This is a genomic window from Pluralibacter gergoviae ATCC 33028 = NBRC 105706, from assembly GCF_001598855.1.
Lineage (GTDB): Bacteria > Pseudomonadota > Gammaproteobacteria > Enterobacterales > Enterobacteriaceae > Pluralibacter > Pluralibacter gergoviae.
The window spans coordinates 17,689-32,621 of the sequence record NZ_BCZS01000026.1 but is presented as its reverse complement, the minus strand read 5'-3'; the positions used below and the strand labels follow the sequence as shown (position 1 = coordinate 32,621).

Annotated in this window: 12 protein-coding genes and 1 pseudogene; 7 read left to right on the top strand and 6 right to left on the bottom strand. The window is 58.6% G+C overall.

Annotation, left to right across the window (positions count from 1 at the left end; all coding sequences use genetic code 11):
* Positions 1–77 precede the first annotated feature (77 nt).
* The 5 genes and pseudogenes from ENGE1_RS20425 to ENGE1_RS20405 all read left to right on the top strand — a co-directional run bounded on the left by ENGE1_RS20425 (position 78) and on the right by ENGE1_RS20405 (position 5,155).
* Complete coding sequence (locus tag ENGE1_RS20425; protein ID WP_043081399.1) at positions 78–1,793, top strand: solute:sodium symporter family transporter; 1,716 nt, start codon at positions 78–80, stop codon at positions 1,791–1,793.
* Positions 1,790–3,283: a sulfatase-like hydrolase/transferase gene (locus tag ENGE1_RS20420; RefSeq protein ID WP_048253565.1), complete on the top strand. Its 1,494-nt coding sequence runs from the start codon at positions 1,790–1,792 to the stop codon at positions 3,281–3,283. Before ENGE1_RS20425 ends, ENGE1_RS20420 begins: the two co-directional genes overlap by 4 nt.
* Before the next feature lie 76 nt (positions 3,284–3,359).
* The gene (locus tag ENGE1_RS20415) at positions 3,360–3,707 is read left to right on the top strand and encodes a YidH family protein (protein ID WP_043081397.1); all 348 of its coding nucleotides are present in this window, start codon (positions 3,360–3,362) and stop codon (positions 3,705–3,707) included.
* Entirely contained in the window at positions 3,697–4,059 is a 363-nt protein-coding gene (locus tag ENGE1_RS20410; RefSeq protein ID WP_043081396.1) for a DUF202 domain-containing protein, read from the top strand. Before ENGE1_RS20415 ends, ENGE1_RS20410 begins: the two co-directional genes overlap by 11 nt.
* Positions 4,056–5,155: pseudogene (locus tag ENGE1_RS20405) on the top strand (anaerobic sulfatase maturase). The gene ENGE1_RS20410 and the pseudogene ENGE1_RS20405 overlap by 4 nt, the downstream one beginning before the upstream one ends.
* Here ENGE1_RS20405 and emrD read toward each other — a convergent pair.
* The 6 genes from emrD to surE all read right to left on the bottom strand — a co-directional run bounded on the left by emrD (position 5,148) and on the right by surE (position 12,135).
* A complete protein-coding gene (gene emrD / locus ENGE1_RS20400) occupies positions 5,148–6,332 on the bottom strand; it encodes a multidrug efflux MFS transporter EmrD (protein ID WP_043081394.1) in 1,185 nt (394 codons plus the stop codon). The pseudogene ENGE1_RS20405 and the gene emrD overlap by 8 nt on opposite strands.
* 186 nt (positions 6,333–6,518) lie before the next feature.
* Positions 6,519–7,352: a DMT family transporter gene (locus ENGE1_RS20395; RefSeq protein WP_048253566.1), complete on the bottom strand. Its 834-nt coding sequence runs from the start codon at positions 7,350–7,352 to the stop codon at positions 6,519–6,521.
* A gap of 62 nt (positions 7,353–7,414) precedes the next feature.
* Positions 7,415–7,858: a GNAT family N-acetyltransferase gene (locus ENGE1_RS20390; RefSeq protein ID WP_048253567.1), complete on the bottom strand. Its 444-nt coding sequence runs from the start codon at positions 7,856–7,858 to the stop codon at positions 7,415–7,417.
* 38 nt (positions 7,859–7,896) lie between these two features.
* Positions 7,897–9,294 (bottom strand): glycoside hydrolase family 1 protein, encoded by a 1,398-nt coding sequence (locus ENGE1_RS20385; RefSeq protein ID WP_048253568.1) that lies wholly within the window; start codon positions 9,292–9,294, stop codon positions 7,897–7,899.
* A 22-nt stretch (positions 9,295–9,316) separates the two neighbouring features.
* The gene (gene bglF / locus ENGE1_RS20380; protein ID WP_048253569.1) at positions 9,317–11,173 is read right to left on the bottom strand and encodes a PTS beta-glucoside transporter subunit IIABC; all 1,857 of its coding nucleotides are present in this window, start codon (positions 11,171–11,173) and stop codon (positions 9,317–9,319) included.
* 83 nt (positions 11,174–11,256) lie between these two features.
* Positions 11,257–12,135 (bottom strand): 5'/3'-nucleotidase SurE, encoded by an 879-nt coding sequence (surE, locus tag ENGE1_RS20375; protein ID WP_048253570.1) that lies wholly within the window; start codon positions 12,133–12,135, stop codon positions 11,257–11,259.
* A gap of 518 nt (positions 12,136–12,653) precedes the next feature.
* Here surE and ENGE1_RS20370 point away from each other — a divergent pair.
* Both ENGE1_RS20370 and ENGE1_RS20365 read left to right on the top strand, forming a co-directional pair.
* Entirely contained in the window at positions 12,654–13,382 is a 729-nt protein-coding gene (locus tag ENGE1_RS20370) for a histidine phosphatase family protein (protein WP_080964529.1), read from the top strand.
* A gap of 133 nt (positions 13,383–13,515) precedes the next feature.
* Positions 13,516–14,862 (top strand): OprD family outer membrane porin, encoded by a 1,347-nt coding sequence (locus ENGE1_RS20365; RefSeq protein ID WP_048253571.1) that lies wholly within the window; start codon positions 13,516–13,518, stop codon positions 14,860–14,862.
* Positions 14,863–14,933 lie beyond the last annotated feature (71 nt).

Genomic DNA, 14,933 nt, shown 5'->3' with positions numbered 1-14,933 from the left:
CCGTCCACAACCAATTATCAGCCAGAGATAACCGGAGATATTACCTCCGGCATAATAAAAGGTTGAAGGGCTGCAAGATGAATATCCTACAAATTGTGAGCTTTATAGCATTTACCCTACTGGTCGCGATAATAACCTGGTTAAAGGTGCGCAAGCAGGATACCGCCTCCCAGCAGGGCTACTTCCTCGCCGGACGTTCTCTGAAGGCGCCGGTGATCGCCGCTTCGCTGATGCTGACCAATCTCTCTACGGAGCAGCTGGTGGGGCTCTCGGGGCAGGCATACCGCAGCGGCATGTCGGTGATGGGCTGGGAGGTGACCTCTGCCGTTACCCTGATCCTGCTGGCGCTGATCTTCCTTCCGCGCTACCTGCAGCGCGGGATTGCGACCATTCCGGATTTTCTGGAGGAGCGCTATGATAAAACCACCCGCATTATCATCGACTTCTGCTTTCTGATTGCGACCGGCATCTGCTTTCTGCCCATCGTGCTTTACTCCGGCGCGCTGGCGCTAAACAGCCTGTTTCATATCGGCGATGCGCTTGGCCTGTCGCAGGGCGCGGCAATCTGGCTGCTGGTCATCCTGCTTGGGGTGGCGGGGATCCTCTATGCCGTCATCGGCGGTATGCGCGCGATGGCGATAGCCGATTCGATTAACGGTATCGGTCTGGTCATTGGCGGGCTGATGGTGCCGGTCTTTGGCCTGATGATGATGGGGGACGGCAGCTTTTTACAGGGCCTTGAACAGCTGACGACCGTTCACGCCGGGAAGCTCAACTCCATCGGCGGCAGCAGCGATCCGCTGCCGATTGGCGCCGCCTTTACCGGTCTGATTCTGGTTAACACCTTCTACTGGTGTACCAATCAGGGCATTGTGCAGCGCACGCTGGCGTCGAAAAGTCTCGCCGAAGGGCAAAAGGGCGCGCTGCTGACGGCGGTACTGAAGATGCTCGACCCGCTTATTCTGGTGCTGCCGGGCCTCATCGCCTTTCATCTTTACCAGGACTTGCCGAAAGCCGATATGGCCTATCCGGCGCTGGTGAGTAACGTGCTGCCGACGCCGCTGGTGGGCTTTTTTGGCGCGGTGCTGTTCGGGGCGGTGATCAGCACCTTCAACGGCTTTCTCAACAGCGCCAGTACGCTGTTCAGCATGGGTATCTATAGCCGCATCATTAATCAGCAGGCAAAGCCGGAGCAGTTGGTCGGCGTCGGGCGTAAGTTCGGACTGTTTATCGCCGTGGTTTCGGTGGTGGTCGCCCCGTGGATAGCCAATGCCCCGGAAGGTCTCTACAGCTGGATGAAGCAGCTCAACGGTATCTACAATGTGCCGCTGGTGACTATCATCCTGATGGGCTTCTTCTTCCCGCGTATTCCGGCTCTGGCGGCGAAAGTGGCGATGTTCCTCGGCATCTGCAGCTATATCACCATTAACTACCTGGTGTCGTTCGATTTCCATTTTCTCTATGTGCTGGCCTGCACTTTTTGCCTCAACGTCGCGGTGATGCTGATTATTGGCTTCATCAAGCCCCGGGAAACTCCCTTCAAATTTCAGGACGCGTTTGCGGTGGATATGCAGCCCTGGAAAAACGCCAAAATTGCCTCGGTTGGCATCCTGTTTGCCATGATTGGTGTCTATGCCGGTCTTGCGCAGTTCGGCGGCTATAACTCGCGGTGGCTGGCCGTTATCAGCTACGCGATCGCTGCCGCCGTGGTGATCTATCTCTTCATTGACAGCTGGAGAACGCGCCGCGCCGGTGCGGCCGTTCTTGTTTCTGACGTAAAGGAAAACGCATGAGCCGCCCAAATTTTCTCTTCATTATGACCGATACCCAGGCCACGAATATGGTGGGCTGTTACAGCGGTAAACCGCTGAATACCAATAATATCGACAGACTGGCGGAGGAGGGGATCCGCTTCAATTCCGCTTATACCTGTTCGCCGGTGTGCACGCCCGCCCGCGCCGGGCTGTTTACCGGCATCTATGCCAATCAGTCCGGACCCTGGACCAACAACGTTGCGCCGGGCAAAAATATCTCCACCATGGGCCGCTATTTCCAGGATGCGGGCTATCACACCTGCTATATCGGTAAGTGGCACCTGGATGGCCACGATTACTTCGGCACCGGCATCTGCCCGCCGGAGTGGGATGCCGACTACTGGTACGATGGCGCCAACTACCTGGCCGAACTGACGGAAGAAGAGATTGGTCTCTGGCGCAACGGGCTGAACAGCGTCGAAGATCTGCGCAAGCACGGCATTGATGAAACCTTCACCTGGGCCCACCGCATCAGCAACCGGGCGGTGGATTTCCTCAGCCAGCCGCAGCGTCAGGCGGAGCCTTTCCTGATGGTTGTCTCCTACGATGAGCCGCACCATCCGTTTACCTGCCCGGTGGAGTATCTGCAGAAGTATGAGGATTTTTACTACGCGCTGGGGGATAAAGGCCGCGATAGCCTTGAAGGTAAGCCCGAGCACCACCGGCTGTGGGCGCAGGCAATGCCGTCGCCGGTCGGGGAAGACAACCGCTATCACCATCCCCTGTACTTTGCCTGCAATGACTTCGTCGATGACCAGATTGGTCGGGTGATCGATGCCATGACGCCCGCCCAGCGGGAGAATACCTGGGTTATCTACACCTCCGATCATGGTGAGATGATGGGCGCGCACCGGCTTATCAGCAAGGGCGCAGCGATGTACGACGACATTACCCGCATCCCGCTGATTATGCGCCCACCGCAGGGGCAGCCCGCGCGGGTCGAGACGCCGGTGAGCCATATCGATTTGCTGCCGACCATGATGGCCCTGGCAGGCATTGAAAAACCGGATATTCTGCCCGGAGAAGATATTCTGCAGGTGAACCGCGATCGCGGCGTGATGGTCGAGTTTAATCGCTACGAAATTGAACACGACAGTTTCGGCGGCTTCATCCCGGTGCGCTGCTGGGTGACCGATCGCTGGAAGCTGGTGCTCAATCTGTTTACCAGCGATGAGCTGTACGACAGACATAACGATCCGGATGAGATGCATAATTTGATAGATAGCGCCGATTACGCGCAAATACGTAACGACTTGCACGACAGTTTGCTGGACTATATGGATAAAATACGCGATCCGTTTCGCAGCTACCAGTGGAGCATGAGGCCCTGGCGAAGCGATGCCGCGCCGCGATGGATGGGCGCCTTCCGCCCCCGCCCGCAGGATGGCTACTCGCCGGTAGTGCGCGATTACGATACCGGGCTGCCGACGCAGGGTGTTAAGGTAGAAAAGAAAAAGCAAAAATTTTGATACCGCTCTTCTCAGGGCGTTTTTTCGCCCTCTTCCCTGCGGGGAGAGGGCCGGGGTGAGGGGGCAAGGAGAATACATGAAGATATCCCGCCTTGGCGAGGCGCCGGATTACCGTTTTTCGCTCGCCAACGAGCGTACTTTCCTGGCGTGGATCCGCACCGCGCTGGGCTTTCTGGCCGCCGGTGTCGGCCTCGATCAGCTGGCGCCGGACTTTGCGACGCCGGTTATCCGCGAGGCGCTGTCGCTGCTCCTGTGCCTGTTTGCCGGCGGGCTGGCGATTTACGGCTATCTGCGCTGGCTGAATAATGAGAAGGCAATGCGGATGAAGCAGGACCTGCCCTATACGCGCAGCCTGCTGCTGATAAGCGGGATACTGGTGGCGGTTGCCGCCGTCGTGGTGGCGATGGTGCTGCATGCCGGATAGCCGCCGGGACCGCCGGGTCAGCGATCCCGGCCTGCAGCCGGAGCGGACGTCGCTGGCGTGGTTTCGCACCCTGCTCGGCTACGGCGCGCTGCTGGCGCTGGCGCTCAGACACAGCTGGCACCGGGCAGGGATCCCGTTCTGGATCTCGCTGGCGGTGCTGATGGTGGTGGCCTTCATCCTCTGGCGCTACACCCTCAACCGTAACGTCATGGACGTCACCCGCTGTGATTTCGATGAGCCAAAGGCGGTCAGGGATAAATTTTTGATCGCCCTCGCGGTACTTTCACTCGCGCTGCTGTTTGCTATTAACCATCTGAGACAGTTGATTTTATTCTTTCAGGGAGTGCTATGACAGGATGTCACGTAATGGCCAAACCGGCCAGCTCGCGCTGTAACCTCCACTGCCGCTACTGCTTTTATCTCGATAAACCGCAGCAACCCGTCATGGATGACGTTACGCTGGAGTGCTTTATTCGCCAGCAAATAGATGCCCAGTGCAGTTTGCCTGGCAGGGCGGGGAGCCTACCCTGTGCGGGCTCGACTTCTTTCGCCGCGCGGCGGCGCTGCAGCAGCGCTACGCCAACGGCAAGCGCATTCATAACGCCTTTCAGACCAACGGCGTGCTGCTCAACGAGGCCTGGTGCCAGTTTTTTCACGATAACGGCTGGCTGGTCGGGATCTCCATCGACGGTCCGGCGGACCTGCACAATGCATGGCGCGTCAGCCGCAGCGGTAATCCGACGCACCACAAGGTGCTGCGCGCCATCGGTATGCTCAGGGCCTGCGGCGTCGATTTCAATTTGCTGGCGGTGGTCAACTGCCACAACGCGGAGCATCCCCGGCGCGTCTATCGCTACCTGCGCGAGCTGGGGACTGCCCATATCCAGTTTATTCCGCTGCTGGAGCTGAATGCGCGCCGACAGCCGGATGAGAACGCTGTCCCGGCGGCTGCCTGGGGGCGTTTTCTGCGCGGCGTATTTGATCTCTGGGTCAGGGAAGATGTGGGGCGCGTTTTTGTCCAGCTCTTTGACTCGACGCTCGGCGTCTGGTGCGGCTTCGCGCCGCAGATGTGCTCCCTGAGCGAGACCTGCGGCCGCGCCTTTGCGCTGGAAGCAAACGGCGATATCTATCAGTGCGACCACTACGTCTATCCGCAGTACCGGCTGGGTAATATTCACCGTACGACGCTTGCAGAGATTAGCCGCAGCGAGGAGGCGTCAGCGTTTGGAAACGACAAGAAGGCTTCGCTTGTCGCGGCGTGCCGCACCTGCCAGGCGCGGCGCCTGTGCCACGGAGACTGCCCGAAGCACCGGGACGCCAGCGGCAAAAGCGCGCTCTGCGAAGGCTATCACAGCTTTTTTACCTACAGCGCGCCCTACATGAAAGTGATGCGCGATCTGATCCGCCAGCGGCGTTCGCCGGCGGAACTGATGGCCATGCTCAGATAGTCTGCTGGTGGTGATGAAAGCGCGAGGCCAGCGGTAGCCAGCACACCAGGATCAGCAGACCCATCAGCGTCATCAGCAGGCCGAGGCTCGCCTGGCCGTTCTGCGGCAGCAGGGCGGAGAGCCAGGCCAGCACGCCGGAGCCGATATTCTGCAGGCCGCCCACCAGCGCCCCGGCAGTCCCGGCGAGGAACGGAAACGGCTCCATCGCCCCGCTGGTGGCCAACGGGAACAGCATCCCGGCGCCGAAGAAGAACAGCGCGGCGGGGATCAGCAGCGTCCAGACGGTCATCACTCCGAGCAGTCCGGGGATCCACATCATCAGCCCGGCGACCAGGCAGCTGGCCACCGACTGCCACATCAGGGTCGGGAAGCGCTTGTGCGGGCGCCCGGCGAACCAGGAGCCGAAAAACGCCGCCGGAATAGGCAGAATAAACAGAATGCTCACCGCCATGCTGCTGAGCCCAAGCCCCGCGCCGAGCAGTACGCCTGAGCTGGCCTCAAAGACCGCGACGCCCGCCAGGCCGCCAATCAGCATCAGCAGATAGCAGCCGAAGCTGCTGTTACCGAACAGCGTCCGGTAGCTGGCGATAAGCCGCGTGCGCGGGGCCTCCTGCGGGCGGGTTTCCGGCATCCAGCGCGCCATGCTGAAAATAACGATAGCGCAGAGCACCAGCAGGAAGCCGTAGCAGGCCCGCCAGCCCATCAGCGTATCAAGCACCCCACCAATCAGCGGCGCCAGCAGCGGACTTACCAGAATCCCCATATTCAGCACGCTGTTAGCGTGGCGCAGCTGGGTACCCTCATAGAGGTCGCGGGGCAGGGTGCGCGCCATCACGCCGCCGACGCCGGTCCCCATCCCCTGCAGCGCGCTGGCGGCAATCAGTACCGTCAGGCTGTGGGTGGTGATGGCGATAAGCGTCGCCAGCATAAAAATGGACATCCCCACCAGAATCACCGGCCGACGGCCGACGCGATCCGAGAGCGGACCGTAAAAAAGCTGCGAAATCCCGTAGGTCAGCAGGTACGCCGCCATCACGCTCTGCACCGCGCCCTCGCGGACGTGTAGCGCCTCGGCCATGTTGGCTATCGCGGGAATATAGATGGTCTGCGCCATCTGCCCGACGGCAACCAGCAGGATCAGCATCAGCAGCATGCTGACGTTCTTATGCCTTTTCATGTCGATTAATACTTTGCCATTGAGTGGTTGTGTAGATTATGTATCTGGCCTTTCGGCCATTGTGCAGAGGAATCTATCACAGCAAGGCGGCAGAGCAACCGTCGGGAGGGGATTGGCGCGTCCGGCGCAGGCAGCTTTTATACACAACGACGGCAACTATTGTTGCCATCTCCTGCCAGCCGCGCGTCAGGCGACGCGCAGCAGAATGGCGCCGCAGGCAATCCCGCAGGCGGCGGCGATGCGCAGGGCGGAAACCCGCTCCTTGAGCACCAGAACGGCAATGGCGGCGCCAAACAGGATTGACGTTTCGCGCAGGGCGGCCACCACCGCCAGCGGCGCCTGGGTCATCGCCCACAGCGCCAGGCCGTAGGAGCCGAGGGTGCCGACGCCGCCCAGCAGCCCCTTCTGCCAGTGGCGGACCATGTAGCGGGCGACTTCGCGGCGGCGGACATAAAAGCCCCACGCCAGCATGCAGGTACCGTTGAGTAAAAAGGTCCACAGCGTATAGCCCAGCGCAGACTCTGAGAGCCGCACGCCGGTGCCGTCGACCAGGGTATAGCTGGCAATAAAGCAGGCGTTGAGCAGCGCCAGCGCCACGCCTTTGCCCGAGCCGCTGCGGCTCTGCATCGCCATCATCAGGATGGACAGACAGATAACGCCGATCCCGGCCCACGCCAGTAAAGACAGGTGCTCTCCGGGAAGAAACGTGCTGACTCCCGCCACCAGCAGCGGCGCGGTGCCGCGCATCAGGGGATAGGTCTGGCCCATGTCTGAGATTTGGTAGGTCTTCGCCACCAGCAGCGTGTAAATCACCTGCAAAATACAGGAGACGGCCAGCCACGGCGCGCTGACCAGCGCCGGCTGCGGCGCAAAGGGCAGGCAAACGGCGGCAATAAGCGCAGCCGAGCCGGTAATGCTGACGGCGGCGGATAATTTGTCGCTGCCTGCCTTGACGATGGCGTTCCAGGTCGCGTGCAGCAGGGCGGCGAACAGCAAAATGAAAAAGACGGTGAGCGTCATGGCGCGCTTATGTGATGAGTTTCACATTAATGTAACATTGGCGCCTGCGCCCCGCCAGTGGGTTATCGGCGGTAATAGAAGCGGTGCGTAATGCGCGGCTCCCGCAGGACCGGCGAAAAGCCTACCCGCTGGTAGAAGCCGTGCGCCGTCTCCGGCGCGTGGGTATTAATAAAGTCGAACCAGGTTTCGGCGTCCGCCATAACCGCCGCAAGCAGCTGCCTGCCCGCGCCGCAGCGGCGATACTTTTCGCTGACGTAAAGATGGCGAATGCGTCCCGCGCGCGGATGCTGGCTGAAGGGATCGCGATTGATGCCGCACACGCCAATCAGCCGGTCATCAATAAAAGCACCGAGTAGCTTCTCACCCGGGGCGCTGAAGCGATTTTCGCCGCTGCGCCAGTGCTCTTCGAGCCGATACAGCATATGAAATTTTTCAGCCTCGCTTTCTGCCTTCAGGTCAGCAAAGCCCGCGGCGTCGGGGGTAATTGGTTTAGTCACTCTCTCCATTATGCCTCCAGGTCTGACCCCACGACGCCCGTTACCCATTATTCTTTCAGCGTTGCGCCATTACTGTGAATAACGTCGCGATACCAGTAGAAGCTCGCCTTGCGGCTGCGGTCGAGCGTGCCGCTGCCGTCCGGGTGAATATCAACATAGATAAAGCCGTAGCGCTTGGTCACTTCGGCCTTAGAGGCGCTAACCAGATCGATAGGCCCCCAGGAGGTATAGCCCAGAACTTCGACGCCGTCCTCAATGGCTTCGCGTACCTGCACGAGATGATCGTTAAGGTAGCTGATACGGTAATCGTCATGAATGCTGCCGCTGGCGTCCGGCACGTCTTTTGCGCCGAGGCCGTTTTCAACAATGAACAGCGGCTTCTGATAGCGATCCCAGAGCAGATTCAGCAGTGTGCGCAGCCCCAGCGGGTCGATTTGCCATCCCCATTCTGAGCTGGCGAGGTGCGGATTGGGCACCATATCGAGAATATTGCCGCGCAGCTTTTGCACCATCTCTTTATCGGCGGTCACGCAGCCGCTCATGTAGTAGCTAAAGGAGATAAAGTCGACGGTGTGGCGCAGGGCGTCGGCGTCGCTCGCCTCCATCTGCAGCGCGATGCCGTTATCGCGAAAGAAGCGCCGCATGTAGCCCGGATAGGCGCCGCGGCACTGCACGTCGCCGAAGAACAACCAGCTGCGGTTATCCTGCAGGGTGGCGAAGACGTCCTCCGGCTTGCAGGTCAGCGGGTACATCAGGCCGCCCAGCAGCATATTGCCGATGCGGCCATCCGGGATCAGTTCATGACAGGCTTTTACCGCCAGACCGCTGGCCACCAGCTGGTGGTGGATGGCCTGATAGACTTCGCCTTTTGAGCAGGGGGCCTGCAGCCCGACGCCGGTCAGCGGCGCGTGCAGCGACATGTTAATTTCGTTGAAGGTCAGCCACAGCCTCACCTTATTGCGATAGCGCGTGAAAACGGTGCGGGCATAGCGTTCAAAAAAACCGATCAGCTTGCGGTTGCCCCAGCCGCCGTAGTTCTCCACCAGGTGCCACGGCATCTCGTAGTGCGACAGCGTGACCATGGGCTGAATATTGTGGCGGGCCATCTCATCAAACAGCGCGTCATACCACGCCAGCCCCGCTTCGTTAGGCTCGGCTTCGTCTCCCTGCGGAAAGATGCGCGTCCAGGCGATGGAGACGCGCAGGCAGCTAAAGCCCATCTCGGCAAACAGGGCGATATCTTCCGGGTAGCGGTGATAAAAGTCGATAGCCTTATCTTTGATGCTAAAATCGCCTTTCTGCCGGGCAACGACGTCACCAAAGATGCCGTTGGGCGTCATATCTGACGTTGAAATCCCTTTTCCACCCTCCTGCCAGCCGCCTTCGACCTGGTTAGCGGCGACCGCGCCGCCCCATAAAAAACCGTCCGGAAATGTCTTGTTCATCGATCGTTGACTCCTTAAGCGTTTATTTGACCTGCAGGAAAGGCTGGCCTGCGTGAATGTGTTGCCCGACGTGCGTATTCTCCAGTCCGCCATAGCTGTCGCTGTTGCTGACGAGTACCGGGGTGGTGAGGTCATAGCCGGCATCGGCAATAGCCCGGATATCGAAGGTGATAAGCAGGTCGCCAGGCTTTACCGTATCGCCCTCTTTAACGCAGGCGGTAAAGTGCTCGCCGTTAAGCTTTACCGTGTCGATCCCGACGTGGATGAGCACTTCAATACCGCTGCGGCTGAGCAGGCCGATAGCGTGTTTAGTGGAAAACAGGGATGAGACCTCGCCGTGGAAGGGGGCGACCACGCGGCCCTCGCTGGGGATGATAGCCGCGCCGGCGCCGATTAAGCCGCTGGCGAAGGTGGCATCCGGCACCGCGTCAAGCGCAATGACGTCGCCGGACAGAGGCGCCAGAATATCGTTATCTTCCGCGCGGAGCGTGGCGTTCTTGTCATCTGCCCCGTGGGCGGCAGCGCGGGGCAGGCCGGCGGCCAGCGTCAGCAGCGCTGCGATGGCGAAGGAGACGATGACCGCTATCACAGCGCCCCAGACCGTGGCGTCCATCCCGGACGGCGGGATCATCTGCGCCAGCGAGAAGATGCTGGCAAGGCCCATGGAGTAAACCTGAGTCTGGCTGAAGGCGACAATAATGCCGCCGACGCAGCCGCCGATGCAGCCAAATATAAACGGCCGGCGGTTGGGCAGGTTTACGCCGTACACGATGGGTTCAGTGATGCCAAATACCCCGGCAATAGCGCCGGAGCCCGCCAGGGTCTTCAGGCGGGCGTCGCGGGCGCGCAGAAAGATACCGAGCGCCGCACCCACCTGGCCAAAGATAGAGGGCACGATGATGGCGATCATCGGGTCGTGGCCCAGTACCGCCAGGTTGTTCATCATCAGCGGCACCAGCCCCCAGTGCAGGCCAAAGATAACGCACACCTGCCACACGGCGCCAAGCAGACCGCCGGCCAGCCACGGCGCTAAGTGATAGATCCACTGGAAACCGGCGGCGAGCATTTCACCGAGTCCGGTGGCCAGCGGGCCGATCGCCAGAAAAGTCAGCGGCACGGTCACGGCAACACAAATGAGCGGCGTAAAGAAGTTTTTCACCGCCGCAGGCATCACCTTATTACACTGCCGCTCAAGCCAGCAGCAGAACCAGGCGGAGCAGATAATTGGGATCACGGAGGAGGTGTAGTTAATAAACACCACCGGAATACCGAGGAAGGTCTCCGCCGAGCCGCTCTGGAAGGCCTCGAGCATCATCGGGTGCACTAGCGCGCCGCCGACAATCAGGGTGACGAACGGGTTACCGCCAAATTTTTTACCGGCGGTATAGCCCAGCACCATCGGCAGGAAGTAGAACAGGGCATCGCCGGCGGCATACAGAATTCGGTAGGTGCCGTTCGCTTCATTCAGCAGGCCGCACGCCAGCCCCAGCGCCAGCAGGCCCTTCAGAATACCGCAGGCGGCCATCGCGCCGATAAAAGGGGTAAATATTCCGGAAACCACGTCGATAAAGCGGGCCAGCGGGCCCGCTTTATCATCATCCTCGGGCTTATCGGCAACAGGCGCGCCATCCTCCCGTCCGGCAAGCTGCTGCACGGCCAGCCAGACGTCGTGAACGTGATTGCCGATTACGACCTGAAACTGTCCGCCGCTTTTAACGACCATGATAATGCCCGGATTGGCCTTCAGCGCTTCGGGGTCAGCTTTACTGCTGTCGTAAAGCTTAAAGCGCAGGCGCGTCGCGCAATGAACGAGGCTTTTTATATTTTCCTTTCCACCAACGTGGCGGAGAATATCGTTAGCCAATTCCTGATATTTCATCGTTAATCCCGTTTCTTATCCTGTGACATACAGCACCCGTAGGGGTTTGCCCGTGAACGCGGCGAGAGTCCTGTTGCGCGCGGTTACTTCTGCTTAAAGATGGCCTGATACTGCGGCTGGTACTGCGGCGCGTTCCAGCTGCCGTCGATCAGCGTCCAGGTGATATAGCCCTGGCTCAGCAGGCCGGAGTCGGTATCGCGCTGTGCGGGTTTCATGGCATCGGGATGGGTAATCTGCCGGGCCTTACCGTCCGGCAGCAGCTCGTAGCCAATCTGTGCCGTCGGGAAGTTTTCGTTATCAACGTAGCGCTCGCCGAGGATCTTCTCTTTCGCGAGCGGTGGATAGTTGATGCTCAGCCCGGAGCCTTTGGGCAGCAGCGGTTCGCCCGCCTTGTGGCCGGCGCTGAGTTTGTCCACCAGGCTGACGACGTAATCAACCGAATCGGGCCAGTATTTCTGGGTGCTTGGCCAGCCGTTTTTCATCTCTTCATCGTTAAAGATAACGCCGATACTGGCGGCAATCGCCGGGAAACCGTAGCGCACCGCGCGGGCGGCGGCACCGACGGTGCCGGAGTTAACCTGCGCCATGCCGGTATTGGGGCCGTCATTGACGCCGGAGATAACCAGGTCCGGCTGCTTGTCCTTCATGATGCCCCACAGCCCGAAATCCAGCGCATCGGCCGGCGTACCGGGGAAGCAGTAGCGTTTTTCGGCCACTTTCTGTACTTCAAACACCTTGCCCGGCTTAAAGGTGATCGCTGAGCCGATGCCGCTCTGATTGGTGGCCGGCGCCACCAGCCAGACGTCATAGCCTTTCGCCGCCAGTTTCTCCTGCAGCGAGGTGGTGCCCGTCGAGCGGCAGCCGTCGTCGTTAACCAGCAGAATGCGCAGCCCGTTCGGCGCGGCGCTGGCGCTCAAGGCGCAGGCGGAAAGCAAAAGAGCAGTAGCGAGTGCGGTTTTCATGGTATCTCCTTATCGGTGAAGGCCTTCCTGAGAAAAGTGCAAAAAAAAAACCTAAGACACCGGCGCGCAGCGCTGCTGCGACCAGTGTCTTAGGTTTTGCCTGCTTTCAGTAACAATCCCAGAAGACGCAATAAAGCTAAAGGCAGCGCCTCACTAAGTCCAGAGGTGAAAGAATTATTATGTGATGTTCGTCAACAAAAAAATTGACCGTCGCCCTTTTAAGTAAGGGCGATATCTTCCTGCTTTCACCTAAAATATATTAATAACGATAGTCGGTAATGCTCTGCCTCCTGTTTTTATAATTTCATTTTCCTTTCGAGCGAGATCACAGATACGAATTTATTCCTGGAAAATATATTTCCTTCATTTTGTTTGATGATATGTTCTGCGCTGTTGGATTGTTACTGCGTCAGCAGGCAAAACCTACGTAATATAACTCCCGAGTTTTCCCACTCTGGGTTTATAGGACGTGGGTTTTTTTGTATCTGGCGTAAAAGTCGTTATTCATGGAGAAAAACATGAGGAATTTCTTACTGGCTCTAATGATGATAGCCGCATCAGCATCCTGTTTTGCGGAAAAAAATGTGAATACCTCAGAAGGCGACGTCACTCTCTACTTCGCGCGCCACGGAAAGACCCTCTTTAACAGCTTCGATCGCGTTCAGGGCTGGGCCGATAGCCCGCTGACCGAAGAGGGTATTCGCGTGGCGAAATATCTTGGCGAAGGACTTCGGCACATTCCTTTTGACCGCTTTTATACCAGCGATGCCGGGCGCCAGCGGGAAACGCTGGCGGTCATTTTAAAACAGGCAGGTATCGTTAATTATCACAATACTGAGTTAACTGGTCTGCGCGAAGCATTTTTCGGTGGCTTTGAAGGCGGCTTTAACGCCGGGATGGCAAATGCGATGGCGCCAATGCTTGGATTAAAAGATGGCGCCGCCATTTTCCAGAAAATGAAGGCCGCCGGCCTGGATGTCAAAGCGCTGCAGGATGCGCTGGCCGAAGCCGATCCTAAGAGGATGGCGGAAAACTATCAGCAGGTGAAAACCCGCACCAGAGCGGCGCTCGCGCAGATGGTAACAGAGGCGCAGGCTAGCGGCGCAAAGAATATTCTGGCGGTTTCATCCGGTACCGCGATGCAAATTATGGTTGCTGAGCTTACCGATAATCCGGCAAAAAATAAGCCGCTGGCAAATGCCGCGGTAGTAAAAATTGTTTATCACAATGGACAATATTCTGTGTAGGAAATGGGTGAGGTGAAATATGTCGAAGCAGGAAAGCGCGCCTTTAGTCAAAATATTCAATGACAATTTATTGTATCGCCATCTGCCTTAATTTATCAGGGCAGAGATAAGGTTCTGTACACGGAGGTTAATAATGCGGGCCTTTAAATACACGCTGCTGGTGCTGATGCTGGCAGGAAATAGCTGCGCGTGGGCGCAGAATACGAAATCATCACAATCGGAAAGCGGTAATTATGCTCCGTTGTCGGTAAACCCTTTTTTCAGCGACGCGTCTCTGACGCTGGAGCTGAAAAATATGTGGAAATATCTAAAGGAAGACGAAGGAGAAGAGAAAAATGTGCACGCCGCCTGGGGGCAGGGTTTTTCTCTTGATTATCGCTCCGGTTATTTTATGGACGTTATTGGCGCCGATCTTGTTTATTACGGCGCGGTTGCGCTGGGCGCCAGCGATCGCTTCAGCAGCAGGGGCGTGCTCTACAACAAAGGCACCGGCAGCCGCAAAGGCAACGCTGAAGGGTTTTCCAAGTTTGGCCAGCGCAATATCAAGCTCAAATATGAGGCTGGCGATGTGAATCTCAACGCCCGCTGGGGCTGGCAGCGGATCCGCAACCTTGGCGTTATTACCACCTCAACCCGCCTGTCGCCGACCACCTATCTCGGCTGGAGCGGCTCGCTGAGCTACCGTGACCTGACGCTGAGCGGCGCCTGGATTGACAGCAGTATCGACCGCAGCGGACCCGACAAGCGGAGCTTTACCTCCAATACCGGGAAAAAAATCAGCCGCATTGCCAGCGGCGCGCTGGCGTGGAAAACGGATCCGCTGGACGTTACCTGGGGCTATGGCGAGAGCGATAACTACCTGCGCCGCCACCTTCTTCTGACTGAGTTTAAGCCCTGGGATACCCTGCATATCGGCTCGCAAATCTACGCCACCCACGCGCTCAGCGACTATAAAGCCATGCCGGCCGGCAGGCGCGACTTCGATAATAACGCCTGGCACTTTGCGCTGGACGGCATCTGGAAGGGCAGCGGCTGGGGCAGCAAGTGGGGCGTGGCCTATACCGATGCGAAAAAGCGCGGCATGGTGGGACACTATCCGCGCCACATGAGTAAAAACTCGCGCGGCACCTTTATCTCAATGGCGAACGCGGGCAATGACTACATGCGCGACGGGGAGGTGATGCTGGCTAATATGTCTGACTACATGCTCACCCCGGCGCTGGCCATCGGCTTTGCAGGGAACGTGGCGCAGTTTAGCTATCGGGGCAATAAGGTCAGAACCGGCGAGGTGAACCTCTTCAGCCGCTGGGCGCCGACCCATCCGGCGCTGAAAAACCTGATCGTGTGGGGCATGTTTGGCCCCGGCTGGTCCTATAAAACGGCGGGCGGTAAAACGCCGAAGCTGGTCAACGGGCGCTACCAGCGGGCGCACACCCTTGCCGGAGAGGCGATCGTCGAGTACAAATTCTCCCTGTTTTAATCCTGGATATGCCGCTATTCAGAGCACGATCCTGCGGTGAATAGCGGCGTAACGCGATCTTCAGCACGTTT